28 protein-coding genes are annotated in these 26,724 nt (G+C 43.2%); 19 read left to right on the forward strand and 9 right to left on the reverse strand.

Annotation, left to right across the window (positions count from 1 at the left end; genetic code table 11):
- Positions 1-10: 10 nt before the first annotated feature.
- On the reverse strand, positions 11-1,645 hold the full coding sequence (locus NSS80_RS02245) for a copper resistance CopC/CopD family protein (protein WP_041116678.1): 1,635 nt from the start codon (positions 1,643-1,645) through the stop codon (positions 11-13).
- Positions 1,646-2,152: 507 nt separating this feature from the next.
- Here NSS80_RS02245 and NSS80_RS02250 point away from each other — a divergent pair.
- The 5 genes from NSS80_RS02250 (at position 2,153) to NSS80_RS02270 (ending at position 7,713) form a co-directional block, all read left to right on the forward strand.
- Positions 2,153-3,595: a PTS mannitol transporter subunit IICB gene (locus NSS80_RS02250; RefSeq protein ID WP_034283798.1), complete on the forward strand. Its 1,443-nt coding sequence runs from the start codon at positions 2,153-2,155 to the stop codon at positions 3,593-3,595.
- Between the two features lie 95 nt (positions 3,596-3,690).
- A complete protein-coding gene (locus tag NSS80_RS02255; RefSeq protein ID WP_012008933.1) occupies positions 3,691-4,125 on the forward strand; it encodes a PTS sugar transporter subunit IIA in 435 nt (144 codons plus the stop codon).
- Between the two features lies 1 nt (position 4,126).
- The gene (locus tag NSS80_RS02260; RefSeq protein WP_342498401.1) at positions 4,127-5,248 is read left to right on the forward strand and encodes a mannitol-1-phosphate 5-dehydrogenase; all 1,122 of its coding nucleotides are present in this window, start codon (positions 4,127-4,129) and stop codon (positions 5,246-5,248) included.
- A gap of 97 nt (positions 5,249-5,345) precedes the next feature.
- A complete protein-coding gene (locus tag NSS80_RS02265) occupies positions 5,346-7,094 on the forward strand; it encodes a methyl-accepting chemotaxis protein (RefSeq protein WP_041116683.1) in 1,749 nt (582 codons plus the stop codon).
- Positions 7,095-7,320: 226 nt separating this feature from the next.
- Complete coding sequence (locus NSS80_RS02270; protein ID WP_041116685.1) at positions 7,321-7,713, forward strand: RidA family protein; 393 nt, start codon at positions 7,321-7,323, stop codon at positions 7,711-7,713.
- Positions 7,714-7,911: 198 nt separating this feature from the next.
- Here the strand turns inward: NSS80_RS02270 and NSS80_RS02275 are convergent, their stop codons facing one another.
- The 3 genes from NSS80_RS02275 to NSS80_RS02285 are packed head-to-tail and all read right to left on the reverse strand — an operon-like array spanning position 7,912 to position 8,870.
- Positions 7,912-8,148: a DUF2651 family protein gene (locus NSS80_RS02275; RefSeq protein ID WP_041116688.1), complete on the reverse strand. Its 237-nt coding sequence runs from the start codon at positions 8,146-8,148 to the stop codon at positions 7,912-7,914.
- 25 nt (positions 8,149-8,173) lie between these two features.
- Entirely contained in the window at positions 8,174-8,467 is a 294-nt protein-coding gene (locus NSS80_RS02280; RefSeq protein WP_041116690.1) for a DUF5316 family protein, read from the reverse strand.
- Positions 8,468-8,492: 25 nt separating this feature from the next.
- The gene (locus tag NSS80_RS02285) at positions 8,493-8,870 is read right to left on the reverse strand and encodes a VOC family protein (RefSeq protein ID WP_041116692.1); all 378 of its coding nucleotides are present in this window, start codon (positions 8,868-8,870) and stop codon (positions 8,493-8,495) included.
- Positions 8,871-9,054: 184 nt separating this feature from the next.
- On the opposite strand from NSS80_RS02285, the gene NSS80_RS02290 reads away from it, so the two are divergent.
- From NSS80_RS02290 to NSS80_RS02325, 8 genes are all read left to right on the forward strand, one after another.
- Positions 9,055-9,324, forward strand: a complete 270-nt coding sequence (locus NSS80_RS02290; protein WP_080652949.1) for an excalibur calcium-binding domain-containing protein — start codon at positions 9,055-9,057, stop codon at positions 9,322-9,324.
- A gap of 128 nt (positions 9,325-9,452) precedes the next feature.
- Positions 9,453-10,208 carry a Cof-type HAD-IIB family hydrolase gene (locus tag NSS80_RS02295; protein WP_024425552.1) on the forward strand — a complete coding sequence of 252 codons (756 nt, stop codon included), beginning with the start codon at positions 9,453-9,455 and terminating at the stop codon, positions 10,206-10,208.
- A gap of 182 nt (positions 10,209-10,390) precedes the next feature.
- Positions 10,391-11,149 carry a 5-oxoprolinase subunit PxpA gene (locus tag NSS80_RS02300; RefSeq protein WP_025093623.1) on the forward strand — a complete coding sequence of 253 codons (759 nt, stop codon included), beginning with the start codon at positions 10,391-10,393 and terminating at the stop codon, positions 11,147-11,149.
- 26 nt (positions 11,150-11,175) lie between these two features.
- Positions 11,176-12,393: an NRAMP family divalent metal transporter gene (locus tag NSS80_RS02305; RefSeq protein ID WP_025093622.1), complete on the forward strand. Its 1,218-nt coding sequence runs from the start codon at positions 11,176-11,178 to the stop codon at positions 12,391-12,393.
- A gap of 5 nt (positions 12,394-12,398) precedes the next feature.
- A complete protein-coding gene (locus NSS80_RS02310) occupies positions 12,399-13,190 on the forward strand; it encodes a putative hydro-lyase (protein WP_041116698.1) in 792 nt (263 codons plus the stop codon).
- 18 nt (positions 13,191-13,208) lie between these two features.
- Complete coding sequence (gene pxpB / locus NSS80_RS02315; protein WP_041116700.1) at positions 13,209-13,955, forward strand: 5-oxoprolinase subunit PxpB; 747 nt, start codon at positions 13,209-13,211, stop codon at positions 13,953-13,955.
- On the forward strand, positions 13,952-14,998 hold the full coding sequence (locus tag NSS80_RS02320) for a biotin-dependent carboxyltransferase family protein (RefSeq protein ID WP_317222203.1): 1,047 nt from the start codon (positions 13,952-13,954) through the stop codon (positions 14,996-14,998). Before pxpB ends, NSS80_RS02320 begins: the two co-directional genes overlap by 4 nt.
- Positions 14,982-15,752, forward strand: a complete 771-nt coding sequence (locus NSS80_RS02325; RefSeq protein WP_317222202.1) for an IclR family transcriptional regulator — start codon at positions 14,982-14,984, stop codon at positions 15,750-15,752. Before NSS80_RS02320 ends, NSS80_RS02325 begins: the two co-directional genes overlap by 17 nt.
- Positions 15,753-15,785: 33 nt before the next feature.
- On the opposite strand, the gene NSS80_RS02330 is transcribed toward NSS80_RS02325, so the two are convergent.
- The gene (locus tag NSS80_RS02330; protein WP_024425558.1) at positions 15,786-16,421 is read right to left on the reverse strand and encodes an FMN-dependent NADH-azoreductase; all 636 of its coding nucleotides are present in this window, start codon (positions 16,419-16,421) and stop codon (positions 15,786-15,788) included.
- 406 nt (positions 16,422-16,827) lie between these two features.
- Here NSS80_RS02330 and NSS80_RS02335 point away from each other — a divergent pair, with 406 nt between their 5' ends.
- The 3 genes from NSS80_RS02335 to NSS80_RS02345 all read left to right on the forward strand — a co-directional run bounded on the left by NSS80_RS02335 (position 16,828) and on the right by NSS80_RS02345 (position 20,851).
- A complete protein-coding gene (locus tag NSS80_RS02335) occupies positions 16,828-17,460 on the forward strand; it encodes a GDSL-type esterase/lipase family protein (protein WP_254968179.1) in 633 nt (210 codons plus the stop codon).
- A gap of 89 nt (positions 17,461-17,549) precedes the next feature.
- Entirely contained in the window at positions 17,550-18,632 is a 1,083-nt protein-coding gene (locus NSS80_RS02340) for a C45 family peptidase (RefSeq protein ID WP_317222200.1), read from the forward strand.
- 131 nt (positions 18,633-18,763) lie between these two features.
- Positions 18,764-20,851, forward strand: a complete 2,088-nt coding sequence (locus tag NSS80_RS02345) for a PRD domain-containing protein (RefSeq protein ID WP_317222199.1) — start codon at positions 18,764-18,766, stop codon at positions 20,849-20,851.
- A gap of 16 nt (positions 20,852-20,867) precedes the next feature.
- On the opposite strand, the gene NSS80_RS02350 is transcribed toward NSS80_RS02345, so the two are convergent.
- Positions 20,868-21,476: a class I SAM-dependent methyltransferase gene (locus NSS80_RS02350; RefSeq protein ID WP_034283827.1), complete on the reverse strand. Its 609-nt coding sequence runs from the start codon at positions 21,474-21,476 to the stop codon at positions 20,868-20,870.
- Between the two features lie 156 nt (positions 21,477-21,632).
- Between NSS80_RS02350 and NSS80_RS02355 the strand changes: the two genes are divergently transcribed.
- Positions 21,633-22,502: an SDR family oxidoreductase gene (locus tag NSS80_RS02355; RefSeq protein WP_317222198.1), complete on the forward strand. Its 870-nt coding sequence runs from the start codon at positions 21,633-21,635 to the stop codon at positions 22,500-22,502.
- Positions 22,503-22,796: 294 nt separating this feature from the next.
- On the forward strand, positions 22,797-23,219 hold the full coding sequence (locus tag NSS80_RS02360; RefSeq protein ID WP_081123998.1) for a pyridoxamine 5'-phosphate oxidase family protein: 423 nt from the start codon (positions 22,797-22,799) through the stop codon (positions 23,217-23,219).
- Between the two features lie 444 nt (positions 23,220-23,663).
- Here NSS80_RS02360 and NSS80_RS02365 read toward each other — a convergent pair whose 3' ends face one another.
- The 3 genes from NSS80_RS02365 to NSS80_RS02375 are packed head-to-tail and all read right to left on the reverse strand — an operon-like array spanning position 23,664 to position 24,256.
- Complete coding sequence (locus NSS80_RS02365; protein ID WP_034283833.1) at positions 23,664-23,843, reverse strand: hypothetical protein; 180 nt, start codon at positions 23,841-23,843, stop codon at positions 23,664-23,666.
- Complete coding sequence (locus tag NSS80_RS02370) at positions 23,840-24,022, reverse strand: hypothetical protein (RefSeq protein WP_034283835.1); 183 nt, start codon at positions 24,020-24,022, stop codon at positions 23,840-23,842. The genes NSS80_RS02365 and NSS80_RS02370 overlap by 4 nt, the downstream gene beginning before the upstream one ends.
- A gap of 15 nt (positions 24,023-24,037) precedes the next feature.
- Positions 24,038-24,256 carry a hypothetical protein gene (locus tag NSS80_RS02375; RefSeq protein ID WP_034283837.1) on the reverse strand — a complete coding sequence of 73 codons (219 nt, stop codon included), beginning with the start codon at positions 24,254-24,256 and terminating at the stop codon, positions 24,038-24,040.
- A 158-nt stretch (positions 24,257-24,414) separates the two neighbouring features.
- On the opposite strand from NSS80_RS02375, the gene NSS80_RS02380 reads away from it, so the two are divergent.
- On the forward strand, positions 24,415-26,664 hold the full coding sequence (locus NSS80_RS02380) for a hypothetical protein (RefSeq protein ID WP_317222197.1): 2,250 nt from the start codon (positions 24,415-24,417) through the stop codon (positions 26,662-26,664).
- Positions 26,665-26,724 lie beyond the last annotated feature (60 nt).

Raw genomic sequence — 26,724 nt, forward strand, 5'->3', positions numbered from 1 at the left:
ATAACTCCTTTTAGTTTCTTCTAATAAATGTGGTATCGATATTCTTAAAAGAACCAGTTAACGCATGGATTTCAATTTTCCATGTGCCTTTTTCATTTAATAAGAGATTTTCAGCAGAGAAATGACCATTTTTTAATCGTTTCAGCTGAAATTCACTCGGTGTCTCATCACCGAATAAAGCCACCTTATGGATCTTGGCTGTCACAGATTGAATATCAGTGATCGTTTCGCCATTCTTCTTTGTAAATGCCACTTCGAATGAGTTTTTCCCCGGGGCATTCGGAGTAATGCTCAAGGACACAATATCACGATGCTCGACCTGATTTGCGCCAAAGAAGGGCTCTGGTGCAGGCGGAGGAGGGCTCGGAATATTGGTAAAGACAGCCGTTAATAACAAAATGGCGATCCCGATCATCCATTCAGCTCGTAAGGAAATGCTGCGTTTCTGCTTCTTTTCCCATCTCAGCATCAAGTAATGCATAAGCCCAAGAAGGCCCATGATGATAAATAAACCAAGCTTGATTAAAAAGGTGCGTCCGTATGCTGATTGGAAAAGAGCGTCAAACGATTGCAAAATAAAGATCGCATTCACAAATCCTGAAAACACAATGAGTCCAACAGAGAGCAGTGCCCAAGGATGAAATGCTGCTAGCGTACTCCGTATGAGCGGCTCATCTTCATTTGGCAGTTTCTTTATCAATAGAAGGACAATGGCTGTTAAACCACCGACCCAAATCGAAGCAGAGATGAGATGGATGAAATCAAGTGATGTTGTGAGTATTTTATTGTCTGTTGCGGCTGGATGTCCGATTTGTGCCTTCAGCCAAAGAAGCACTATGAAGAGAAGCAGTGGAAACAGCCAAACTCGAAAAGAAGAGAAATCCCCTTTTCTCACCGCCACAATTGTCCAGATGGTGAGAAGAACAAATGACGCCATAAGCATCATCCACAGACTACCGCCAGAAGTGGACGCAATCGTTTCTTGTAAAAGCGAAGGCTGAAATGCCCCCCAAAAGGACACGTCTGCCGCTGATTTTGTCTGAATCGGCAGCTGGAACACAAGTGCTCCGCCCATCATGATCAATGACACGGTCAAAAGCCGCTTCATTCGTTTCTCCAATACAGGTGAAATCGTATTCTTAAACCAAAGCAGTCCAAACAAAATGGTCCCAAGGAATAAGCTGAATGACGTATAAAGAAAGGCTTTATCAATAGTTGAAGCCATATCTATGGATTCATCCGTTTGGCCTTGCTCTAATTGGTCAAAACCGCCATCCGCTTTTCCAATACTAAACGGAATCATGCCAGAGACAGAGTGTCCGTCCGCTGATACCGCATTCCACTGAATGGTGTAAATCCCTTTTGGTAAATTCTTTTTTAAAGCTGCTTCCATGATCTTTTGATCTTTAATGACCGTATCTCCTTTATCCACACGATCACCTTTTGCATTTAACACCTTAATGGCATGAAAGCCGCTTTCAATTCCTTCACTAAATGTGATCGAGACTGAAGGAGGCTGCTGATCCAGCTCTTCATTTGCCGCTGGGTTCGAGCTCACGACGTATGCGTGAGCAAATGCTTCCTTTGGAATGAAAAAAGCGAACATGACCATAAGAAGCAGAAGCCACTTACTATTTTTAAACAAGGTGAATAACCGCCTTTCTACCTATGAAAATGTCTCATGTATCAGAAAGAAAGCGGCAGTAAACTGTGAGTCACAGAAAAAACCGCTCTTCCTATTGTACCGCCCTCTTTAAAAGGTAAACGAAACAAACAGCAAGATGGTTCACTTTTTCTGTGTCATGTCTGCGCAGACATTTCTTAATTGAATAGGTTTGATCAATTATAAGCCTATTCGATTTAAGAAGAGGAAACAAGAAGAGACCATTTGAAAGTTGTGAAATTCCCATGAATTTTGTTTCAAAACAACGGCAGATCAACCTTTTCACCCCTTTTGTATTGGGATCTGAAGGTATTTTCACATCATTTTTCAATTTTGTCACACACTATGTGACAAAGTGACATTTAGTTTCAATTGAAGAGAAAGTGAAAGCGTTTTACGATAGGCATAAGGGCTTCACTGAATCTTGTTCTTATATCTTTTGACCTATAAAGCCCTAAATAAAGGGAGAGAAGAAAGGAGTTTTCATAGATGCAGGAAAAAAGCGGATTTCGAGTAAAAGTACAGCGCTTTGGAAGCTATTTAAGCGGTATGATCATGCCGAATATTGGAGCGTTTATCGCTTGGGGACTCATCACCGCATTATTCATTCCAAGTGGTTATTTTCCAAATGAACAATTAAATACACTTGTTGGTCCAATGATCAACTACTTGCTGCCGCTCTTAATCGGTTACACAGGCGGGAAGCTCGTATATGACCATCGAGGCGGGGTACTCGGTGCAACCGCTACGATTGGGGTTATTGTCGGTTCGGACATCCCAATGTTTTTAGGCGCAATGATCATGGGACCGCTTGGCGGTTATCTCATTAAGAAAATCGACCAGCTGTTTAAAGACCGAATCAAATCAGGTTTTGAAATGCTGATTAATAACTTTAGTGCAGGTATTCTAGGTGCCATTTTAGTCGCCATTGCTTTCTACGCCATCGGTCCAGTGGTACTAGGCCTGAATAAAGCCCTTGCGGCAGGTGTAGATATCATTGTCAATGCACATTTACTTCCGCTGGCAAGTATTTTCATTGAACCAGCGAAAGTATTGTTCTTAAACAATGCAATTAACCAAGGAATTTTAGGTCCATTAGGGGTGGAGCAAGCGGCGAAGACAGGCCAGTCCGTTCTGTTCTTGCTTGAAACTAACCCAGGACCAGGTCTAGGTGTTCTTCTAGCCTACATGTTCTTTGGGAGAGGGACTGCAAAGCAGTCTGCACCGGGTGCGATTGTCATTCAATTTTTAGGGGGAATCCATGAGATTTACTTCCCATACATCTTAATGAAGCCAAAGCTCATTTTGGCGGTTATTGCTGGGGGAGCGAGCGGCGTTCTGACCTTTACACTGTTAAATGCAGGCTTAAAGGCTGTGCCGTCACCAGGAAGTATCATCGCTCTTATGCTCATGTCACCAAAAGGCGGCCACCTTGCCGTTCTAGCAGGTGTTGTCGTGGCAGCGGTCGTATCATTCCTTGTCGCTTCTGTCATTTTGAAAGCGTCTAAAGCAGTGGACGAAGACTTAACAGCAGCAACTGAAAAAATGCAAGACATGAAAGGCAAGAAAAGTGCAGCAGCAGCTGCTCTTACAGCACAAAAAGAAGGTGCTGAAGCAAGCGAGCAAGCAGCATCTCCAGATGAAATCAATCCAGATAACGTGAACAAAATCATCTTTGCCTGTGATGCAGGAATGGGCTCAAGTGCGATGGGTGCGTCCGTTTTAAAGAATAAAGTCAAAAAGGCAGAGCTAGATATTGATGTAACAAATACATCCATCAGCAACATCCCAGATGATGCCGATGTGGTCTTTACTCATAAAGATTTAACAGATAGAGCCAAGGCAAAACTGCCAGGAGCTGTCCATATCTCAGTTGATAATTTCTTAAACAGCCCGAAATACGATGAGCTGATTGAGAAATTGAAAAAATAACATGACGAAACGGGTTGAGTCCAATTTTTCCTAATTGAACTCCCCGTTTTGGTTGTTTTCTGATTTTCCATTCTAAAAAAGGTGTGTGATCTTTCATGAAACAAGTACTTTCAAAAGACAATATTTTTCTAAACGAACAAGCGGGCTCTAAAGAAGAAGCCATTAAAAAAGCAGGCGAAGTCTTAGTGGCAAACGGTTATGTCACAAGTGATTATGTGGACAAAATGTTTGAAAGAGAAAATATTTCTTCTACATTTATGGGCAACGGAATTGCCATTCCTCATGGAACAGAGGATGCGAAAGCGGCTGTCCTTCATTCAGGAATTTCCATTATCCAAATTCCAGATGGCGTTGAATATGGCGAGGGGAATATTGCCAAAGTTGTATTTGGTATCGCTGGTAAAAACAATGAGCATCTCGATATTCTTTCTCAAATTGCGATTGTCTGTTCAGAGGAAGAAAACGTAGAGCGTATCATTCATGCAAAGGATCAGGATGAACTGATCGCCATCTTTAACGAGGTGAACTAACATGAAGGCACTTCATTTTGGAGCAGGCAATATTGGCAGAGGATTTATCGGATCTTTGTTAAAAGCATCAGGCTTTGAGCTCGTTTTTACCGATGTAAATGAAGCGGTGATCAACGAGCTGAATGAAAAAAAAGAATACACAGTGGAACTCGCAGCTCCAGGGCAGCAGCAAGAAGTAGTCGGTCCTGTGTCCGCCATCAATTCCGCAAAAGATCCAGCTGCATTAACTGAGGCAGTTGCAACAGCTGACCTCATTACAACAGCTGTTGGACCAGCTGTTTTGAACATCATTGCTTCATCGATTGCTGAAGGTTTAAAACAGAAAAAGCCTGATCATATCATCAACATTGTGGCGTGTGAAAATATGATTGGCGGCAGCTCTCATTTAAAGGAAGCTGTTTTCTCTCATCTAACAGCTGATGAACAAGAAGCGCTGTCACACACAGTTGGTTTTCCAAACGCTGCGGTTGACCGCATTGTCCCAATTCAGCACCATGAGGACATTTTGAAAGTATCAGTCGAACCATTTTTCGAGTGGGTCATTGATGAGACAGGCTTTATTGGAGACGTTCCTCAGATCGATGGAGCGACCTTTGTACAAGATTTGACGCCTTATATTGAGCGTAAGCTCTTTACTGTCAACACAGGACATGCACTAGCTGCTTATGTCGGGTACGAAAAAGGCGTTCAAACGATTAAAGAAGCTGTCGATACACCAGAGATCCGTCAAGTGGTCGAAGGTGCACTTCACGAAACGGGCAGTTATTTAATCGACACATATGGTTTTCAAAAAGAAGAACATGATGCGTATATCCAAAAAATCATCAAACGATTTGAAAATGCCTTTATCTCTGATGAAGTCACGCGCGTCGCACGTTCCCCGCTTAGAAAGCTTGGAGCAAATGACCGTTTAATCGGTCCAGCGAAAAAAATCAAACAGCCACAGTATTTAATTAAAGGCATTGTGGCAGCTTTGGCTTACGACTTTACTGAAGACGAAGAAGCTGTTCGTCTGCAGGCATTAAGAAAAGAAAAAGGAATTGAAGGTGTGCTGGAAGAGGTATGTGGACTCTCACCATCAGACGATCTTTATCAAGCCATTCTTAAAGAAGCAGCTCATTAATCAGAAAATCCCTTTCCATTGTGAGAAAGGGATTTTTTCTATGACTTTTTTAATACTTTTCCCTGCTTGACGATATATAAAGTAAGGGGGAATTTGTATGAAAAAGAAAGCGTTTGCGTCAAGAAGTGTCTTTTTTCAATTAATGTCTGCCATTATCGTGATCACGATTTTAACGGGCGGACTAGTTGGAACAACGGGGTATTTGTTAGCGAAACATGTCTTAATTGATGCAGGGAAAGCAGATTTAAAGCACATCGTCAGCGGAGCGATGGCCACACTTGAACAGTTGAATGACCGTGTGGAGAAAAAAGAACTGACGCTTGAGCAGGCGCAAGAACAAGCCCGGCTTTACTTGAGCGGACCCAAAAATGACAACGGGAAGGGATATCAATCTCAAAAATCAGATTTTATCTATAAAAATAAAGGCTATCTGATCGCTTATGGCACTGACTATTCTACCCAGGTTCATCCTGTCAACGACATCGGTGTCATTCCAGATAACACGACCAATCGTGAAAAAATGGTCGCTGGCGCCAATGCAAAAGGCGAGGATGCACACTATGTGACCTATATGGATAAGGACGATGCAACCGGCGAAGAAAAAGAAAAGCTCGCCTATATGAGCCAGTTTACACCGTGGAATTGGAGTGTAGGTATCGCTGTCTTCCAGGACGAATTTTATAAAGAATTAGAGCAGATGAAGCTTTATATTATTCTCATTACAGCGGGTGTCGCCCTTCTGAGTCTAGGCGTCTTTTATTTAGCTGCTCGAGGAAAAGTCAGACTGCTGAAGCAAGTCACTGCTGCTTCAAAGGAAATTGCGGCGGGGAATATTGAACGCACCAGCTTAAAGGAAACAACGGATGAAATCGGACAGCTGGCAAAAGGCTTTAACCATATGTCAGGAGAGCTCAGAACACTGGTGAGCGGTTTACAGGAAACGAGCAGTCAGCTTGTTGAATCAGCGACAGATTTATCGGCGATATCTGAAGAAACCTCAGCCAGCAGTGAAGAAATTGGACGAGCCATCGGAGACATTTCGACTGGAACACTTCATCAAGCATCTGATCTTGAAGAAGCCAATCAACAAATGACCCAGTTTAATCAATCGATTGAGAATGTCAAAGAACAGAGTGATCAAATTAAACGGATTTCCGACCAATCGAGTCAATCATCACAGCAGGGCCAGCAAATCGTACAGCAATTAAAACAATCGAATGAACAATCGATTCAGGCGTCTCAAGGCATTAGAGCAGGAATCGAGCAGTTAAGTACAAAAGTACAGGATATCTCTCAAATCACAGATACGATTGAGAGCATTTCAAATGAGACGAATTTACTGGCACTGAATGCAAGTATTGAGGCAGCACGTGCAGGAGAGCATGGCAAAGGCTTCTCAGTTGTGGCGAGTGAAGTGCGGAATTTAGCTGAACAGACAAAACAATCAGCCGTTCAAATTCAGCAAATGATTCAAGGCATTAAAGAAGAAACGACGGCAACAGCCGGCATCATGTCGAGCACAATGGATCGTTTTGCCGAGCTGGATGAAGCAGTGCATGCAACAGAACATGAATTCAATGCCATCTCTACATTGATTTCACAAACCATCGTTGAAACAAACGCGATGGCAAAAGAACTGAATACACTGCTGGAGCAAAACGACCTCATCACAAAAGCCATGCACGGCGCAGCACATGTTTCTCAAGAAAATGCGGCGGCGATCGAAGAAATCACTGCATCCACAGACGAACAAGTGACAGCCATCTCTAATGTGGCAAAAGCAGCAGAAAGACTTAATGAGCTTAGCATGCGATTGAATCAGGACATTGCGCGTTATCGTCTATAAATCATTTTGACGATGTATCACCTGTCAGGTACGATGAAGTTAATCAAAACCTTGCTCACGCAATCAAAAGGAGTTTTCCGGTCATGAAAAAGAAGATATTGATGTTCTTACCTTGTGGCTATGGATATTCCACTGCTGTTTTCTTTTAGGATAGATAGAAATTGGTGAAGTCTATCTACAAAACGAAGAAACTAGCAGAAAAATAAACGTGAGTGAGGGACATATCATGGAAAAAATCACGAGAAAAAACCCAGAAAGTATGCCGAAACCTGTTGGTCACTACAGTCATATCACAAGGGTGCCAAAGGGTGCGGGATTATTTGTTTCATCGGGTCAGGTAGGGACAGATATAGATGGGCAGATCCCATCAAGCTTAAACGACCAAGTAACGAATACGTTTGAAAACATTAAAAAAATCCTTGAATCAGAAGGATTGAATGAAGAACATGTGATCAAGGTCAATATATGGGCAACAGAAGAAATCGACTGGGACCATCTATATCCTCAGTGGGATACGATCTTCAAAACAGCTTACCCATCAATGACGATTGCTTATGTATCAGCTTTAGGATGGCCGGAGCTGAAAATTGAAATTGAATTATGGTGTGCGGATAGATGATTCAAAAAAAGAACAGTGAAAACTGTTCTTTCAAATTGTTGACAAAGGGCTAAAATGATCTTGATTTTAGCCCTTTGTCTTCTTTTTTCAGCGTGATAGAAAACCTTTGAAGTCTAGGAAGGACGAGTACCGGCTCGGAGCGAATTTGACATTCGTGAGCACCGGCACGCAGACCTGACACAGAATGGGAGGGTTTGTCTACACGCTGAGCCGCTTTGTGATCCATCCAGCAAGGAACGTAAAGACGGTGTAGACGATGACCCAAATGAGAAAAGATACGTTCCCGCCAATAGAGGTGAACATGAAGATCAAGCTTGCTAACAGCACAATCAAAGTAGGCATCCAAACATTCTTCAAAAAGAGCGTGCCCAAAATGCCAATCAGCACAGAGATAATAGGAAAGCCAAATACAATGAATAGAATAAAAACAGCCATATTGCTAACTCCTTTTAATAAGTGTTTACATCAAAACATAAAAGACCGAAGCAGCCATGTGCGGAAGTGCAAAAATCATCACAAGAAAAGCCGTATCAAGGCGCCACATGCGGTGTTCTTTTGTTTCAGAATGATAGGCTGCTCGTGTCTCTTCTCCACTTGTCCAAGCACCCATTAGCACCCCAGACATCACGACCCCAATAATAGAAATCCCGCCGCTGACAAACCCAATCCATTCAAGGTGCTGCAACATCATAGCGGCGCTGCAAATCACAATCATTGAGCAAACACCGGCGAAAAAAGCATGTTTTTTTCTCATTCTGGTTCACTCCCTTCAAAGTCCATTAGGAGACCGCATCACATATTTCAATGAAATGACCATCAGGATCAGACACATAAGCGACCGTTTGACCCCATGGTTTTTTTGCAGGTTCTTTGATGATCGAAACCCCTTTTTCCTTCATTGATGCAATCGTTTGCTCCACATCATCCACAACAAAGCCAATTTCAAACGTTTGAGACGCTTGATTTGCATCAGGAACAGTCAATCCGAGTGCATCTTTGACATCCTGGCGTGAATTAATCGATAACGTCACGTCTCCAGTATCAAACTCAACATAGGATTCAACCCTCAATTTTATTGGGAAACCAAGTACTTGTTGATAGAAATGAATACTCGCCTCCACATCGTTTACATATAAAATGGTATATTTCATTTTCATGTGAAAAACTCCTTTCTTCATATACGTGTCAAAAACGGAAAGGTTTCCCACTCATTGTACCATATAGGATATAAGGTGTATTTCGTTCCAAAAAAATCAAAATATTTAGCTCAATAGTCTTGAAAAACAAAAAGTGGTGACATATGATAAAAATGTAAAAATAGAAAAAATAGGGGGATCTTACATGTTGAAAAAAATCATGGTGGCTGTCTTGTCTTTAGGACTTTTGCTAAGTTTTACACAAGTCGACACCCACACAGCAGATGCAAAAACGGTCAAGTCTTACAAAAACTGCAAAGCGCTGAACAAAGTATATAAAGGCGGCGTAGCAAAAAGCAAAAACACGAAAAACAAAGGCGGAAAAACAAAATACAAGCCTTATGTATCTAAAGCACTTTATCAAAAAAATAAGCACCTTGACCGCGATAAAGACGGCATTGCGTGTGAACGCTAAGCACATGTGAAAAAGACCTGCAACAAGGTCTTTTTTCTATGGGATCAAACTCGTCCCTTTGTGCCTTCTTCCTCTTTATATTAAAATAAAGATAGTTTCAAAAATCGATACAAAGTGGGGTACTCAATTTGTCAACACAAGCTCATAAGAAAGACATCCGATTGATTGCCATTGATATGGATGGCACGCTGTTAAACAGTGAGCACATCATTCCAGAGGAAAATAAACAAGCCATTAAAGAGGCTGAAGCAAAAGGGGTCCATGTGGTCATTAGCACAGGGCGGACACTGATGACATGCCGAGAGCTGGTTGAGCCGCTCAAGTTATCGTCTTACCTTGTGACAGCAAACGGAAGTGAAATCTGGGATTCAAACTTCCAGCTGATCGAACGGGATCTGCTGCATCCTGATCACGTCCAAATGATGTGGGATTTAAAAAATAGGTACGAAACCGATTACTGGGCTTCAACTGTGGATAAGGTGTGGAGAGGTGAATTCCCAGAACGAATTCATGACCATGAATGGCTGAAATTTGGCTTTGATATTCATGATGATGACGTTCGTGAGGAAGTACTCAATACATTGAAAACAAATAAGCACCTAGAGATCACAAACTCAAGTCCAACGAATATTGAAGTCAATGCAGCCGGCATTAACAAAGCGGCAGCTCTTGCAAAAGTAGCTGAACGCATTGGCTGTACGATGGACAACGTCATGTCACTTGGCGACAGCCTCAATGATATGGCCATGATTCAAGAAGCCGGGTTAGGCATTGCGATGGGAAATGCCCAGGAAGTGGTGAAAGAGGCCGCTGATTGGATTACGGCTCCTAACACAGAACACGGTGTGGCAAAAGCCATCCAACATTGGGTGCTGTCTAAATAAGGTGCATTTCATGACAGAAAAAGTGAGAGGATTTTGCCTCTCGCTTTTTTTGTTTTCTCCTAGTTCGATTGTTATATTTTCTGACAATTTCATGTGCAGTCTATCCAAAGTTGGTATAATCAATATAAATTCGAATATTCGGACTTTATATTCCGTATTTCGGAACAACAAGGAGGGATTCTATGTATCAAGTGGATATCAACTGTGATTTGGGAGAAAGCTTTGGTCAATACACAATCGGTGCAGACGAACAAATCTTAGAATATGTCACCTCAGCCAACATTGCTTGCGGTTTTCATGCAGGAGATCCAACCGTTATGAGAAAGACGGTCAGAATGGCACTGGATAAAGGGGTCAAAATTGGTGCACATCCTGGTTTGCAAGATTTGGCCGGCTTTGGCAGACGTCCAATGGCTATCTCCGCAGAGGAAGCCTATGATCTTGTCATCTATCAAATTGGCGCTCTATCAGCCTTTCTCAAGGCCGAGGGTGGTACGATGCAGCATGTCAAACCACACGGCGCCCTCTACAACATGGCGGCTGAAAATACGGAATTATCTGAATCGATTGCGAAGGCTGTGTATGATGTGGACCCAAACCTTGTGTTATTTGGTCTGTCAGGCAGTGAACTTGCGTTAGCAGGTGAACGAATAGGTTTGCAAGTGGCACATGAAGTGTTTTCTGATCGGACGTATCAAACAGACGGGACGCTGACATCGCGCCGCGAACCACATGCACTCATTGAAGAGGATGAACGGGCCGTCCAGCAGGTTGTTCGTATGGTGAGAGAAGGCAGGGTTCGTACAGTTCAAGGAGAAGATATCGAGCTCAAAGCAGATACGGTCTGCATTCACGGAGACGGCAGCCATGCGCTTCAATTTGCGAAGACCATTACAGCGAAGCTAAAAGAAGCCGGGATTCATCTCAAGGCCTTTCAATAAAAATCGTCATCAAAGGGGGAAACAGCATGAAAACAGAGAAAGTCAAACAAATGAAGGCACCAAAGGGGAATCGCTCTATGCTGATGGGCGCTGCCTTTTTAATGGCGACGTCCGCGATCGGCCCGGGATTTTTAACACAAACAACCGTCTTCACACAGCAGCTTGCGGCTAGCTTTGGGTTTGTCATTTTGATCTCAATTTTATTAGATATTTTTGCACAAACAAATGTATGGCGCATCATTGCCGTTTCAGAAAAACGAGGTCAGGATATAGCGAATATGGTGCTCCCGGGTCTCGGCTATGTGCTGGCCTTTTTGATTGTCATTGGAGGACTTGCCTTTAACATCGGAAATATCGCTGGCGCTGGTCTCGGTTTCCAGGTAATCTTCGGAGTCGATCCGCGAATCGGCGCAGGGATCAGTGCTGTGATTGCCATTCTCATCTTTGTGATCAAAGAGGCTGGGAAAGCGATGGACCGTTTCACACAGGCAGCTGGTTTTGTCATGATTGGCCTGATGCTGTATGTGGCGATTTCAACAGCGCCGCCAGTTGGAGAAGCGGCCGTGAGAACATTTGTCCCAGAGACGATTGATATTTTATCCATTGTGACACTTGTGGGCGGAACGGTAGGCGGCTATATCGTCTTTGCTGGCGGGCATCGCTTGCTGGATGCAGGTATTAAGGGGAAGGAAGCACTGCCGCAAGTGACGAAAAGCTCTATTTTCGGTGTGCTAATTACATCTGTCATGCGTGTAGCACTTTTTCTTGCCACATTAGGAGTTGTCTCAAAAGGCTTGCAGATAGATCCATCCAACCCGCCTGCCTCTGTTTTTCAATTAGCTTCAGGAAATATCGGATATAAAATGTTCGGGATTATTATGTGGGCTGCGGCGATTACATCCGTCATTGGAGCAGCATACACATCTGTTTCCTTTTTTAAAACCTTCTCACCAAAAATTGAGCAAAACCAGCGTGGTATCATCATTGGCTTTATTGCCCTCTCGACCATTTGTTTTATTACGATCGGAAGACCAGTGAACATCTTGATATTAGTTGGAGCAATCAATGCATTGATTTTGCCGCTCGCCCTTGGCACATTACTCGTTGCGGCGTATAAGAAAGACATTGTCGGAGATTATCGGCATCCATTCTTTTTGACAGTGACTGGTGCATTTGTTGTGGTCATTATGGCGATGATGGGCGGCTATACCATCATTAATGAAATCCCGAAACTATGGAGTTGATTCAGATGAATACTTATCAAACATATGAGCCATCACAGATGAGAGAATTGATTCGCGAAAAAAAGATCACAGGACCAACGGCTGGCTTTGCAGAGGGGTTTGCTCAAGCCAATTTAATGATTGTCAAAAAGGAACTTGCCTTTGATTTTCTATTATTTTGTCAGCGGAATCCGGCTGCATGTCCCTTGCTTGATGTACTGGACCCAGGTGATCCAGTGCCAAGACGGTCTGCGCCTCAAGCGGATATTCGTACGGACTTTCCTAAGTACCGTATTTACCGAAAAGGGATTCTTGAAGAAGAGGTGACAGATATCACTGCTTATTGGGAGGATGATATGGTTGCCTTTCTCATTGGATGCAGTTTTACGTTTGAGCACGCGCTTATGCTAAATGACATTCCTGTCCGCCATATCGAAGACGGTCATAACGTACCCATGTATCAAACAAATATAGCTTGTGAAAAAGCAGGAGTCTTTCATGGCCCGATGGTGGTCAGCATGAGACCCATTCCGGCGCATCAAGTCACAAGAAGTGTTCAAGTGACATCTCGATTTCCATCAGTCCATGGCGGACCGATCCATATAGGGGACCCAGCGGTGATTGGCATTTCCGATATAGGTCAGCCTGACTTTGGAGAACCATCTGTGATCAAAGAAGGAGAAGTCCCGGTGTTTTGGGCATGTGGTGTGACGCCGCAAGCCATTGTCATGCATACAAAACCCGATATTGCGATCACTCATGCACCCGGTCATATGTTCATCACAGATCGAAGAGATCAAAAGCTAGGTGTACTGTAGAAAGAGAGGTGTTCTCAAGTGGCTTTTTCAACGATAAAAGACTCCATCACCTACCACCCGCTGGGAGATGCAGCGATCGTCATCCAAGCTGGAGCTGACATACGTGAGGAGATTCATGCACGTGTTGAGCAGCTGTTTGCATGTATTGAACAGCACCCATTTGAAGGATATGTAGAAGCGGTTCAAGCCTTTACTAATGTGACTGTTTTCTACGAGCCTTATACCGTTCATCAATCGGCCCAGCTTCAAACACATGACCTGTCTCCATATGAATGGGTCAAAGGCTATATTGAACAACTTCTTGAAGACAAATGGCAGGAGGGAGTTCAGGTAAAGCGACGCATCGTTGACATTCCAGTCTGTTACGGGGGAGCGCTGGGCCCTGATTTAGAAGAGGTTGCCCGTATCAATGGTTTAACGCCAGAGGAAGTCGTGCGTATTCACACTGCGGGCACGTACCTTGTCTATATGATTGGATTTGCCCCAGGGTTTCCGTTTTTAGGCGGGCTGTCTGAAAAGATCGCAGCACCACGCAGAGAAACACCAAGAATGTCCATTCCAAAAGGCTCTGTTGGTATTGCAGGAAAGCAGACAGGCGTTTATCCAATTTCTACACCCGGGGGCTGGCAGCTCATTGGACAAACCCCACTGCCGCTTTTTCGCCCAGACGAGGAAGTTCCGAGTTTATTGAAAGCAGGGGACGAGGTCAGATTTGTCCAAATGTCTGAAAAGGAATTTTTCAGCATGAAGGAGGCAGAACGTTGAGTATTCATGTCATCAAGCCAGGAATCTACACAACCATTCAAGATAAAGGGCGGCAAGGCTATCAAAAGTATGGCGTCTTAACGAGCGGCGGCATGGACCCGCTCTCACTTAGAATCGCCAACATTCTCACTGGCAACCAAGAAAACGAAGCCGTGCTGGAAGTGACGTTGATGGGGCCGGGGCCTGTGCTCACATGTGAGAAGGATCAGCTCATTGCCGTCACTGGTGCTGATGTTGAGATTGATATTGATGGAGAGCGGGCACCATTATGGAAGCCGCTCTTTGTTCGATCAGGAAGCACGATCACCTTTGGGCTTTGTAAGAGAGGCTGCCGCGTTTATCTTGCTGTGGCAGGTGGATTTGATGTGGCGCCAGTCATGCAGAGCAAAAGCACTTATGTCAGAGCAGGAATCGGTGGACTGAAAGGACGACCGCTTGAAAAAGGCGACATTCTGCCTGTTGGAGAGCCGTCTATCGTAGCGGATCATTTGTTTGATAGGCTAATAAATAAAGTGAATCAGACGGGGTACGGCGAACCCGATTGGACAGTGAGTCATGATCATTTTTTGCCGCTGCGGAAATCGCCAGTGATTCGCGTGCTGGCAGGCAGGCATCTTTCTTTTTTTCAAGAAACATCTCAAACCGCTTTTTTTGAGCAGCCTTATCAGGTCACACCCCAATCAGATCGTATGGGCTGCCGGCTGAAGGGGGAGCCGGTTCATTTAAAAGAAAAGCTGGAATTGATCTCAGAAGCTGTCGCCTTTGGATCTATTCAAATTCCACCCGATGGCCAGCCGATTATTCTGCTGGCAGATCGGCAGACGACAGGCGGATACCCGCGTATAGGAGAAGTAGCGACTGTTGATTTGCCGCTTATTGCACAGGCGATGCCTGGGGCAAAGCTGTATTTTGAACAAATAGATCATCGGGATGCAGAGCAGGCGTTATTTAAGCAAGAAGCAGAACTGAGGGAGCTGGCCGCAAGAATCAAGCTGGAAGCATTCTCGTTTAGAAAAGGTGAAGAAGATGCAAAACACAAATAAAACGGTTGTGAAATCAATGGAGATTTTGCGGCTGTTTATCGCTCACGATCAATTAACATTAAATGAAATGATCGAGCTTTCCGGTATGCCGAAAACCTCTGTCCATCGCATGGCGAGCTCTTTAGCCGATATGGGACTGTTAGAAAAGCAAGAAACAGGTGTTTATCGATTAGGCTTAATGTTCCTTGAATACGGTCAGCTTGTGGCGGACCGCCTTGATATTCGAAGGATTGCAAGACCATTTATGGAAAGCTTACGGGATGAAGTAGGAGAGGCTGTACAGCTCATTGTTCGTGAGGGCGACGAAGCCATTTACGTGGAAAAGATTGAAGGTACGCAGCCTGTTCGTCTCTACACCGCCGTTGGCAGACGGTCTCCCCTATATGCGGGTGCCTGTGCGAGAAGTATTCTCTCCTTTTTGCCAGAGAGCGAGAGAATTGCCTATATTGACTCAATTGAGCTGGGGAAGATCGGAATTGGGACCATCACAGATAAAGAGGTTCTAAGAAACATGCTGGAAGAATCAAATGCGCGGGGATATACGCTAAGCTATTCTGAGCTTGAAAACTATACAGCTGCGATTGGAGCTCCTATTTTCAATCATCTAGGGGAAGTGGCAGCAGGTATTAGCATTGCAGGATTTGAAGCAGGATATCAAAAAGAACGCTTACCTTACTTAATTAAACAGGTGAAAAAAGCCGCCAGTGATATTTCGAGAGAATTAGGTTTTTCTGAACAAATAAAAAGCCAATGACCGTAAAGATCATTGGCTTTTTGTGTGCAGTTATTAGAAAGTTTTTCCTAAAGCTTTCGCACGTTCGATTGCATCTGCTTTAATTTGCTCTGCTTTCGCAGGCTCAGCATTGTGGCCTTCAACGATAAGACCTTCGAAAGAAGGAATTCCGAAGAAGTTAGCGATTGTACCAAGGTAACGGTGACCTGCTTCAAGTTCAGCAGCAGGACCTTCAGAGTAGTATCCGCCACGTGCTTGGATGTGAAGAGCTTTTTTGTCTGTTAATAATCCAACAGGACCTTGCTCAGTGTATTTGAATGTTTTACCAGCTACAGCAACAGAGTCGATGTATGCTTTAAGAACTGGTGGGAATGAGAAGTTCCAAAGTGGTGAAACAAATACATATTTGTCAGCAGAAACGAATTGATCACTTAATTCGTTTAGACGAGCAACTTTCGCTTGCTCTTCAGCTGAAAGTGTATCGAAACCAGCGCCAGATTGAAGTTTGCCCCAGCCAGCGAATACATCTGCATCAATGTGAGGGATGTTTTCTTTGTACAAATCGATATGTACAACCTCGTCACTTGGATTTGCTTCCTTATAAGATTCGATAAATGCCTTAGCAGTAGCCATACTGTAAGAAACTGTTTCATCATGCGGATGTGCAGTGATGTATAAAACTTTTGCCATGTTCATTCAATCCTTTCTGTTTCGGTTATTTTTTTAGCGTATCCCAAAGGTACACTGAATATGTGGCATCTTTAATCATATTGGAATGCTATGAAAAAGATGTAACAAGCACAGTTACATGAAAACTGATATTTTCATTGTAATCACTATGTAGTTTGAAGTCAAGGTAAAAAGTCTCGAAATCAAGATAAAAAGTTTGTAAATTTTTCTGGAACGCGTAAACACGCAGTTTTCAGCGCAAAAAGCCTACTCTTATTGAACAAAAAATTGATCGATATCGCAAGTAAAGAGTTTGTAAAGGCGCTGCATCTCAAAAAAAGATGGATGCCCCTAAGTCATCTGCTACAAGCATCTGTTCTCCGGTTTCGTATATATAAGAGAAGGCAGGAGAGAGTGAGGGATAAGAGTGGGACGATCCTATGTTGCGATTGGAGATTCCTTAACAGTTGGGGTGGGGGCACGTTTATTTGGCGGAGGATTTGTTCAGCGGTTTTGGTGGATGCTTGAAAAAAAGACGCATGCACCAGTTGAGCTGTCCGTATTTGCAAAATCAGGGTTAACGACCGAGCAGATTTTACAGCTCTTCAAACGATCAGAGGTGAGACGTGCGATTGCAGCAGCAGACATCATCACCATCACAGGCTGTGGGAATGACCTTGTTCAAGCTGTTCAGCAGTATGAAGAAGGTGAAGATGAAAAGAAACTGCTGCAAGCGGTCACGCATTGCCAGGCGAATTTTAGCAAGATGATTCAAGAAATCGCTCAGATCAAAAGAGGGCAGCATCAGCCCTACTACGTGTATTTCATGAATTTATATAATCCATTTCCGCAAATACCAATAGCCGGGCGGTGGCTTCAGCAATATAATCAACAGCTTCGTTTGCTTGCTGCGAATCCGCATGTAGAAGTTGTGGATGTGTACCGGGCGTTTGAAGGACATGAAAGAGCCTACTTATCGATTGATCAATTTCACCCGAATCCTAAGGGGTATGAAGCAATGGCAGAAGCATTGTTTAAGGCATACTGTAAACAGCTGTAATCCGGTGGGATTGCAGTTTTTTTCATCCTTTTCAATATATGACGGTTTCGATATGATAAAAGAAACGAAGGCGAAAGAGGTGTGCAGGCATGGAGGAAATCAGTGCGTTTTTTCAAAAGATGACAGGAACGGCTTATGAAGTAGGAAAACAGCAGGCTGTCTGGCTTAAGGAGAACCCGCTGCTAAAGACACAATATATTCGAACAGAACCGGTAACACAACAGGCTGTGAAAGAAACGAAGCAGCTGATCCGTCCCTTTCTTCCTCAATTAGATGAAGAGATTGCTGGGTTTTGTGATGAAATGCAATTAGATGAGCGTTATTTGACCTTTTTCTATTCATCTCATCTTCAGCCAGGCTGTTCCCACTGTGTGAGGCAGGGGAATATGGCGGCCGGTCAACAAACGGTCATGCTGCGTAACTATGATTTCTCCCCGATTTTTGATGATATGCGTCTTGTGACGACACATGTGAAAGGCTCAGTATATCATACAGGCTCGTCGCTGCTGTTGTTTGGCAGATCTGATGGAATGAATGAGCATGGTCTTGCTGTGACTTTCTCTGCTTGCGGTCCGCCGGTTGGCAATGAACCCGGTTTAAAGCCTCCAGCCGTCGCCGGTTTGCAGGTGTATCATGTGATTCGCTCTGTTCTGGAATCCTGTCCAACGGTTGAGGAAGCCATTCGCTCTATCGAGGAAATGCCCGTTGCCTCAAATGTTCATATCATGCTTGCCGATCGAAAAGGAAAGGCGGCTGTGATTGAAATCATTGATGGTCAAAAAAGGGTGAGAAGACCGGAGAGAGGTTATATTGCTGCAACGAACCATCCGGTAGCTGATCAAACAGCAAAAGGGATGACCAAACATCATTCTGTTGTCAGATACGATATGTTAATGGAAGCTTTAAAAGAGCAACGATCAAGTGATTCTCTTTTGAAACTGTTCCAGTCAGAATATCCTGATGGTTTGACTGTGCACAATTATGAGGAGCTGTTTGGAACGATGCGAACCGTGATGTTCCGTCCAGAAGAAGGCACAATCGATTATTGCTTTGGCTCTCCCGTATACAATCCGACTTATTCTTTAAAAGCTGGGGGTTCACTGCCTTTTCAAAAACAAAAGGTTCAATTTCATCAAAAGGATTATGGGCCTTCATTTTGGAGAAGTGTCTGATGAAACCCTTGTTTTTAATTTTGTCATAGCCGCTGTGCCAAATTCAGATCAACTTAAGATTGCAGCGCTCGTTGAAAGCGTTTTATATTAAGGTGTGACAATAGACCTATTTATGCAGAAGGAGGCATTTCATGTACATAACGGCACGAGAACAGAAAGTCATTAAATACATCATTCAGCAAAATCGTTATGTCACCATTCGTGAGATAGCCGATTCTGTTCAGGTAAGTACTAGAACGATCCATAGAGAACTAAAATCCATTAAACCAATTTTGAAAGATTATCATCTTTCATTAGATAAACAGCCGGGGAAAGGCTTGAAGGCAGTCGGCGAACAGGAGGATAAACAGCGGCTTCTTGCTCATATGTCAAATGAGGATCAAATCGAATATAGCTCAGATGAACGAAAGCTCTTAATTCTATGTGCGCTGCTTGAAGCGAAGGAACCGGTGAAATTATACACACTCGCAGCTGACTTGCAGGTAACAAATGCGACGATCAGCTATGATTTAGATGAACTAACGGAGTGGATTGCTCCATACGGTTTGCAGCTTATCCGCAAGCGCGGGTACGGCATTGAATTAAAAGGGCCGGAGGAAGCAAAACGAAAAATTGTCGGCAATCTCATTGTTGACCGGCTCGACATTCAATTATTTTTAGAAACGATTGAAATGAATATCAAACATCGAACGAAAGCGACGGAAAAGGTGTTTGGCGTTGTCAGCAGAGGACAGCTGCTAAAGGTAGAAAGGCTGCTCTTTCATTTGAAAGATCGACTGTCACTCTCATTATCTGATAGTGCCTATATTGCACTTGTTGTTCACTTAACCTATGCTATCGAACGTATTCAGCTTGGGGAAACCATTCGAATGGAAGAGGAAGAGCTGCTGGAATTAAAGCGGACGAAGGAATTTGAATCATCACTTCGAATGGCAAGGGCGCTTGAACGCATGTTTAATGTGGAGATTCCTGAAGCGGAGGTCGGATATATGACCATCCATCTTCGCAGTGCAAATCGCAGCTTTGGGGCAGAATACCGTATTGATGAAATTGAGCTGGATATAGCGCTGAGAACGAAAAAGCTCATTGATTTTATTTCAAATAAAACCGGCTATCATCTCAATGAAAATGATTCATTGTATGAGGGGCTCGTGTCTCATCTTGAGCCTGCCATGAACCGTCTAAAGGAAAAGATGAGAATCTATAATCCGCTCACACAACAAATTAAAAAAGATTACTTTTTGCTGTTTATGGCGATTGAAGAAGGAGTCGAGCGTTTCTTTCCAGAGATTGAATTTCCAGAGGATGAAATCGCCTTTCTTGTGCTTCACTTTGGCTCAGTGCTTGAAATCAAAAAAGAAGAAACAAAAATTCATGCGCTGGTTGTTTGTTCAAGCGGGATTGGTTCCTCGAAAATGCTCGCCTCCCGGTTGAAAAAAGAATTGCCGGAGATCGCCAAATTCGATCTATCCTCCTTGATGGAGCTAAAGGAAATCGATGCATCGAGCTATGACATGATTGTCTCGACCGTTCCGATTCCCTATGAGCATATCGATTACATTATGGTCAGCCCCCTTTTAAACGAGGATGATGCCATGCGTGTGAAGGCTCATATTAAACGGAAGATTCCTTATATCATCGAGAAAAAAAGAACAAAAGAATCTCCTAAAGAATTGGTGCAAGAAACCGTTGATATGATGGCGGTTGCAGAGCAGGTGGCGAATTATATGTTTGTGATTCGCAGCATTCTGTCCCATTTTACCATCGAAAAAAGAAAGACGATGCCGCAGCATGATGAAACCATCAGGCAGCTGCTTTGTCAGCTTGAAGAGGAAGGGTTTATCATACATGCGGATGATGTAGCGGGCGGCCTTTTGGAACGTGAACAGCAAGGCGGCTTAGGCATACCTGGGACTGAGTTTGCTCTTTATCATTTAAAACATACATCCATCAAAGAACCAATCTTTCATATTTATGATCTTGATCAGGCATACGAGGTTAAAAGCATGGATGGCGGGCAGCAGCAGATGTCACGAATGCTCATGATGCTGGCGCCGCAAGAGCTTGGCAAGGAAGGGTCAGAAATGTTTAGTCTGATCAGTTCATCCATCATTGAAAGTGAAGAAAGCATGGCGCTTTATGGACAAGGAACAAAGGAAAACATTGAACAGAAATTACATCAGCTTTTCTATCAATTTGTCAAAGAGGCAAAGTGGTAAGAAAAAGGCCGAGAGCTTATTCGCTTCTCGGCTTTTTTGCTGTGACACAGACGGCAAGGGTAGGTCGAATCTCTTCATACTCAATAGAAAATTCATCAAACCCTGCAAACTGCAAGTCATTTAATATGTTTTCACCCATCTCTTTTGTCCGATTGGCGTCAGCTCCTTTTTCTCTTGGCTGCATCACAATAACGAGTGTCCCGCCTGGTTTTAAGGTGTGATAAAGATTGAGTAAGCCCGTTTTTGGATCATCCCAAATCGTAAAATTGTTAACAGACAGTACTTTGTCATACTGCTCTCCGGGAAGACGTGTTTTCTCGATTTTGCCGACATACAGACGAACCTGTTTGTCTTTTGCCCGTTTGCTGACGCGGGACTGTGCTTGCTCCTGCATGGTGGAAGAAGCATCCAGCCCATCAATGTGAAGGTCTTGATAATGCTTGAGCATATGTTTGATACTGTAGCCTGGTCCATAGCCAATTTCCAAAATGTTTTCACCATCTGTCAAATCTAAGTGGCGGATGGCCCACTGATTCAATGCTTTATTTTCATTTGCCATAATGAGTCCAGCAATGCTTCCGAGCCAGCCTTTTGGTCTGCTAAAGGTTTTCGAAATAGACAGCATGTGAGAACGCTCCTTTTTGATGATCATGTAACCGATTTTTCCCTTGTTCAAACATGCTGATTTTCGGGAACACATCAATACAGCTTCATGATGTTTGAGTGAAAAAATGAGGTGGTAATGAAAGGATACATCAACAAATCAAGGAGGAGCTTACACATGGATTTACGTGATTATTTAACAAATGGCATTCCGCGCCAAACGCAGGATCAGCAGCCAGGCAGTGAAAGAGAAATGAATCCAGTGCCGATCTTTGAGGATGAATCATATCAAGGTTCTGGCAAGCTAAAAGGAAAAGTGGCACTGATTACAGGTGGAGATAGTGGAATTGGACGGGCAGTATCTGTTGCCTATGCAAAGGAAGGTGCACATGTTGCCATTGTGTATTTAAATGAACATGAGGATGCAGAGGATACGCAAAAACGTGTAGAACAAGAAGGCGTCAAATGCTTAACGATTGCAGGAGATGTCGGTGACGAAGCCTTTTGTGAGAAAGCAGTAGAAAAAACAGTTGAAGCCTTTGGTCAATTAGACATTTTAGTAAATAATGCGGCTGAACAGCATCCGCAAGAACGTATTCAAGATATTTCGAGTGAACAGCTTCACCAAACCTTTAGAACCAACTTCTATTCCTATTTCTATTTTACGAAAAAGGCATTGGATTATTTAAAACCGGGAAGCTCCATTATTAACACAACATCCATTAACCCATATAGAGGTAACCCAGTGCTGATTGATTATACGGCAACAAAAGGAGCCATTAACGGCTTTACGCGTTCTATGGCACAATCGCTTGTGAAAGATGGGATTCGGGTGAACGGTGTAGCGCCAGGTCCAATTTGGACGCCGCTCATTCCATCTACATTTGATGAAGACAGTGTGGAAAGCTTCGGCGCAGAAACCCCAATGGGAAGACCAGGACAGCCTGTAGAGCATGTCGGCTGCTTTGTCCTGCTGGCTTCTGACGAATCGTCTTATATGACAGGACAAACACTTCATGTCAATGGCGGTTCCTTTATGAATACATGATCTACCGCAGCACCGCCCAGCTTTGATTGGGCGGTGTTTTTAGTATTTCTTGCGATTTTTCTGCACAGATATGACAGACCATACGATAATGCCTACAACAACTGCCACAATGACAAGTGAACTCAAATGGAACATCGTTTCATGATGCATGTTCAATTTCTCCCTTCATTGAACCTGTTTTCTATAGCATCAGCCAGAAGGTCGCTTTTTATGAAAAACACATTTCTTTGTTTAATGAATGGGCTGTCGTGGAAACCTACGTATACGGATGAAATTTTGAAGGAGTGAAACGATATGTCTCAAGAAGAATTAAAACAAAAGGTATTAAACCTATTAGATGAACAAAAGGTCGGGACACTAGCGACTGTTGAACAGGATAAGCCGCATACCCGCTATATGACTTTTTTCCATGAAGGGCTGACGTTATATACACCAACGAGTAAAGAAACACATAAAGCAGAAGAAATTGAAAAAAACCCGAATGTTCATATTCTTATTGGATATTCAGGCGAAGGATTCGGTGATACTTATGCAGAGATTGCAGGCACCGCAGCATTAACCGACGATCCGGAACTGATTGACCGTCTTTGGTCTGATGAGATGGAGAAATGGTTTAAAGGAAAAGATGACCCAAATCTAGTGATCCTGAAGATTGACCCAGCCTCCATTCGTTATATGAATGAAGGAAGCCGTACACCAGCAGAATTATCACTTTAACACTTGCGCAAGCAGGGGGAATGTGTTATAGTTTGATATTAAGTGTTGAAATAAGCAAATAAATAAAGAAAGTAAACTTTCTTTTTTCTATGACATAATGAGAAGCAATAGAGCTTCTACTTGATAAGAACGAGACGCTGTCAAAGCGAACAAACTTATTCTTTTCCTTCTGCCACCGCCCCCCTATAAGAGCGGAAGAATGGAAAAAAGACGTTTTGATTTACAATTCACACTGGCACGGCTTCGGAGCCGTAAGGACGAATGAGAGGTAGGGCTTTCGTTGTCTTGTTATCCAGAACTTCCATGGCGTTTACTTTCAAACGTAGGTTCACTCGGAACACATATGACACACTGATATGATCGAATCTTAATTCATACACTCCGTAACGGAGATTAAACATTGATTATTTATTTGCATGAAAAGAGTAAGGAAAAGGCTGCCATCTATTTGGCAGCCTTTTTCATTGGGTCAAACAATAGAACCCCGAAACCAATGAGCACAAGAAAAGGAAAAACAAAGGTCGCTACCATTCGCATAGCGTCCGCTCCAAAAGGGTTCGATACTAACAGCAGGCCGATAAATGTACAGATCATCAGAGTGAATAAGGCGAGCTTCATGATCATTTACTTTGTCCTTTCTTCTGATACCGCCAAATTCTCTCAATAAAAAAGAACATAACCGCAAACAAAATAGAAAACATGAACATGTCCAGCAGTGTCACCCCTCTATTTGGGTGCACAAGACCAAACCAAACGAATTGCAGAACAAAAGAGATCGCAAAATATAGAATCGTTTTTTTCATCATATTGTCCTCTTTTCACTTATTTTTTTGTCCCTTAAGCCACATCAGCCAAATGATGAAGGAACCAATCACACATGAGAGCAAAGTGACAGGCGGCAAGGTGTGCCAGCTAGTCAGCCCCTTTACAAAACACATATAAAAAAAGAAAATGGAAATGGATACGAGTACCCATTGCTTGAACCAGCGAGGGACACGCAGCCAAGCTGCTAGAATGATTGATGATAGCTTATCCAATGAGATAACTCCTTTTTTGAATCTGATTGGATTTTATCGTAAACAACAAAGTTTGTAAAATATGGATTTTAGAGGCTTTGATGGTATTCTTCTAGCATGAAACATTTTCGCTGTACTGACGTATAAGTGAAAGGAACCTCAAGAAAGGAAGCGATCAAGTGAAAAGAGTACCAGTCATCTTCCTCAGATATATTGTCTTCTTTATTCCAGCAATCATTCTTAGTTTCTTGGTGTGGAACCATTACCAAGATGATTTGTCAGCAGGGAAAGCGACGCAATATGACGTCAGACGAATATTTACATTTGATGAAGGGAAACGAGTGGTGAGTGCTGTATCAAAAGACCAGCAGCTCCATTTTGCAATGTATGATCCTCAATCAGGAAAAAGAATTAGTGAATGGACCACAGAAAGTGATACGTTTCATGAAATGCTGCCATCCATTCAAGGAAACAATCTCTTACTGGCTTTAAAAAATAAAGACGGGCAGCTGTTGATCGAGAAACTAACACCAAGCGGAGAAAAGAAAGAGCTCGTTCAAAATAACCTGCAGATTCCCTCATTTTTAAAAACGAATACATACCAATGGAATGGACGGCTCGTATTTACAGGAGAAATGGACGGTGCCGCTGCAGTCATCGGTGAGCTGAAGGATGGTCAGTTTCATGTGCACAATCTGAACGATCTAAAGCTGCCAGCAAGACCCGTTTCTATCGATGTCGTCATGAATTCCTTTAGAGGGCAGACGCCAATTCCTATGTTTGAATTGGCTTTGAAAAATGACCAGAAGGCGTATGTCAGCGGAATCTCAAACGAGAAGCAACAGCTTGGGGTTTATGTCTCCAAAAACGCTGAACCGTTCAGTCTCATTGAAGATAAAGTGGAGCAGCAGCTGGAGAAAACAATCGGGACATCACAAAACTTTGCAGTCGCTGTCGAATCTAACTATCCAAAAAGGGCAAGGAAAGTGAATGCAGAGGGAAGGCTTGGGGAAGTCGTTCCAACACCAAAGCCGATTTATCAAACCTTTATTTACCAGCTTAATGAAGAAGAAGTTCTTCTTGCAGGCTCTACAGCAAAGGACGAAGCAAAAGGCAAACTGACAGGTTATATTTATAACCATCGCACGAATAAGGCGACGTCTGCCAGCAAGCTTTTGCAGTCGTTTTCATATGAATCTTTACAAAGAGAAGGGCTCTCTTTCAATAAAAATGTGAAGAGCGACTGGCTCTATTATTCATTTGACAATCAATTAACGGGTGCATTTGAGACGAAAAGCAAAGAACTAAAGGAATTTCCTTTGCAAAAGGTCATCTCAATTGAAAACGCCAGTCCGGCCCACCAAACGTCTGTTGATACCTTTACGCAATATGTTATGAAGGGCGGACCGCTCATTCTTAACTGGGCGATATGGATCTTGATCCCGCTATTATTATTTGTGCTAGCGATCTTCCTGCCGCCGATTTTGAGACTGGTGAGGAGAAACAAGATAAAGGACAGTGTCACATTAGAAGCCAATATTGTGTCTGTTAAAGAAACGGGCACCTACATTAACGAACAGCCAGTCGTCAAAATGCAGCTTCAATTTCAATATGATGGGGAAAACATCGAGAAGGCGGTTAAAACGGTTGTATCCTATACCCAGATACCGCAGCCGGGTCAGCGTATCGCCATCCTCTATGATCCGAAGAAGAAAAAAGCAATGCTCTTAAAAGAAGGTGACTTCTCGCAGCTAAGCGGGCCAAAATTCATCAAAGGCGCTGTTTTAAGAAAAATAGAATCATATGGAACTGTAGGACGAGGCACCGTCTTATCACTCACATTTGAATTAGATCAGAAAACGTATATCATTCCGATGATTCAAGCCGCTGGTTTTGAATTTAGAACAGGAGAAAAAGCCGATCTCGTTGACATCAACGGCCAGCTCAAAATGGCAGCCTATGGCCATGAAGTGCGGAATCGATCGGGGAAAGATGTGACGTTAACAGGAACGATCCAGCGTGTGAAGCAATATCCAATTGCCATCCATGAACAAAAGCCTATTCAGCTCGATGTGACGGTTTCAAACGGAGATGAGTCCATCACAAAAACGGTCAGCCAGTTTATCCCTGATCATATGCAGGTCGCAGCGGGCACTCAAATCACGATCCAGACAAAGAAAGAAGAGCTGGATAGAGAAATGGGTCTCATGCAAGAGAAACAAGGAAGTGCAAAAGTGACCAATGTTGAATTTGCGGGCGTCATCGGCAATCTGCCGTTAGCGATCATTCAGGTTGAGAGAAATGGCATGATGTATGAAGTGAAACAGCCAATTGATCCAATCACCAGCGTCTTGCCTGGTGATGAATTATGGGTGGCATATCACGACATGACGCGTCGAGCAGCCATTGTGAAATATGCATCAATATAAAAAAGCGTTCCTTTATCAGGACGCTTCAGCGTGAAGACTAAGGGCTAAAACGAATGTCGT

It is taken from the genome of Bacillus sp. FSL M8-0350, from assembly GCF_038593345.1.
GTDB lineage: Bacteria > Bacillota > Bacilli > Bacillales > Bacillaceae > Bacillus > Bacillus safensis.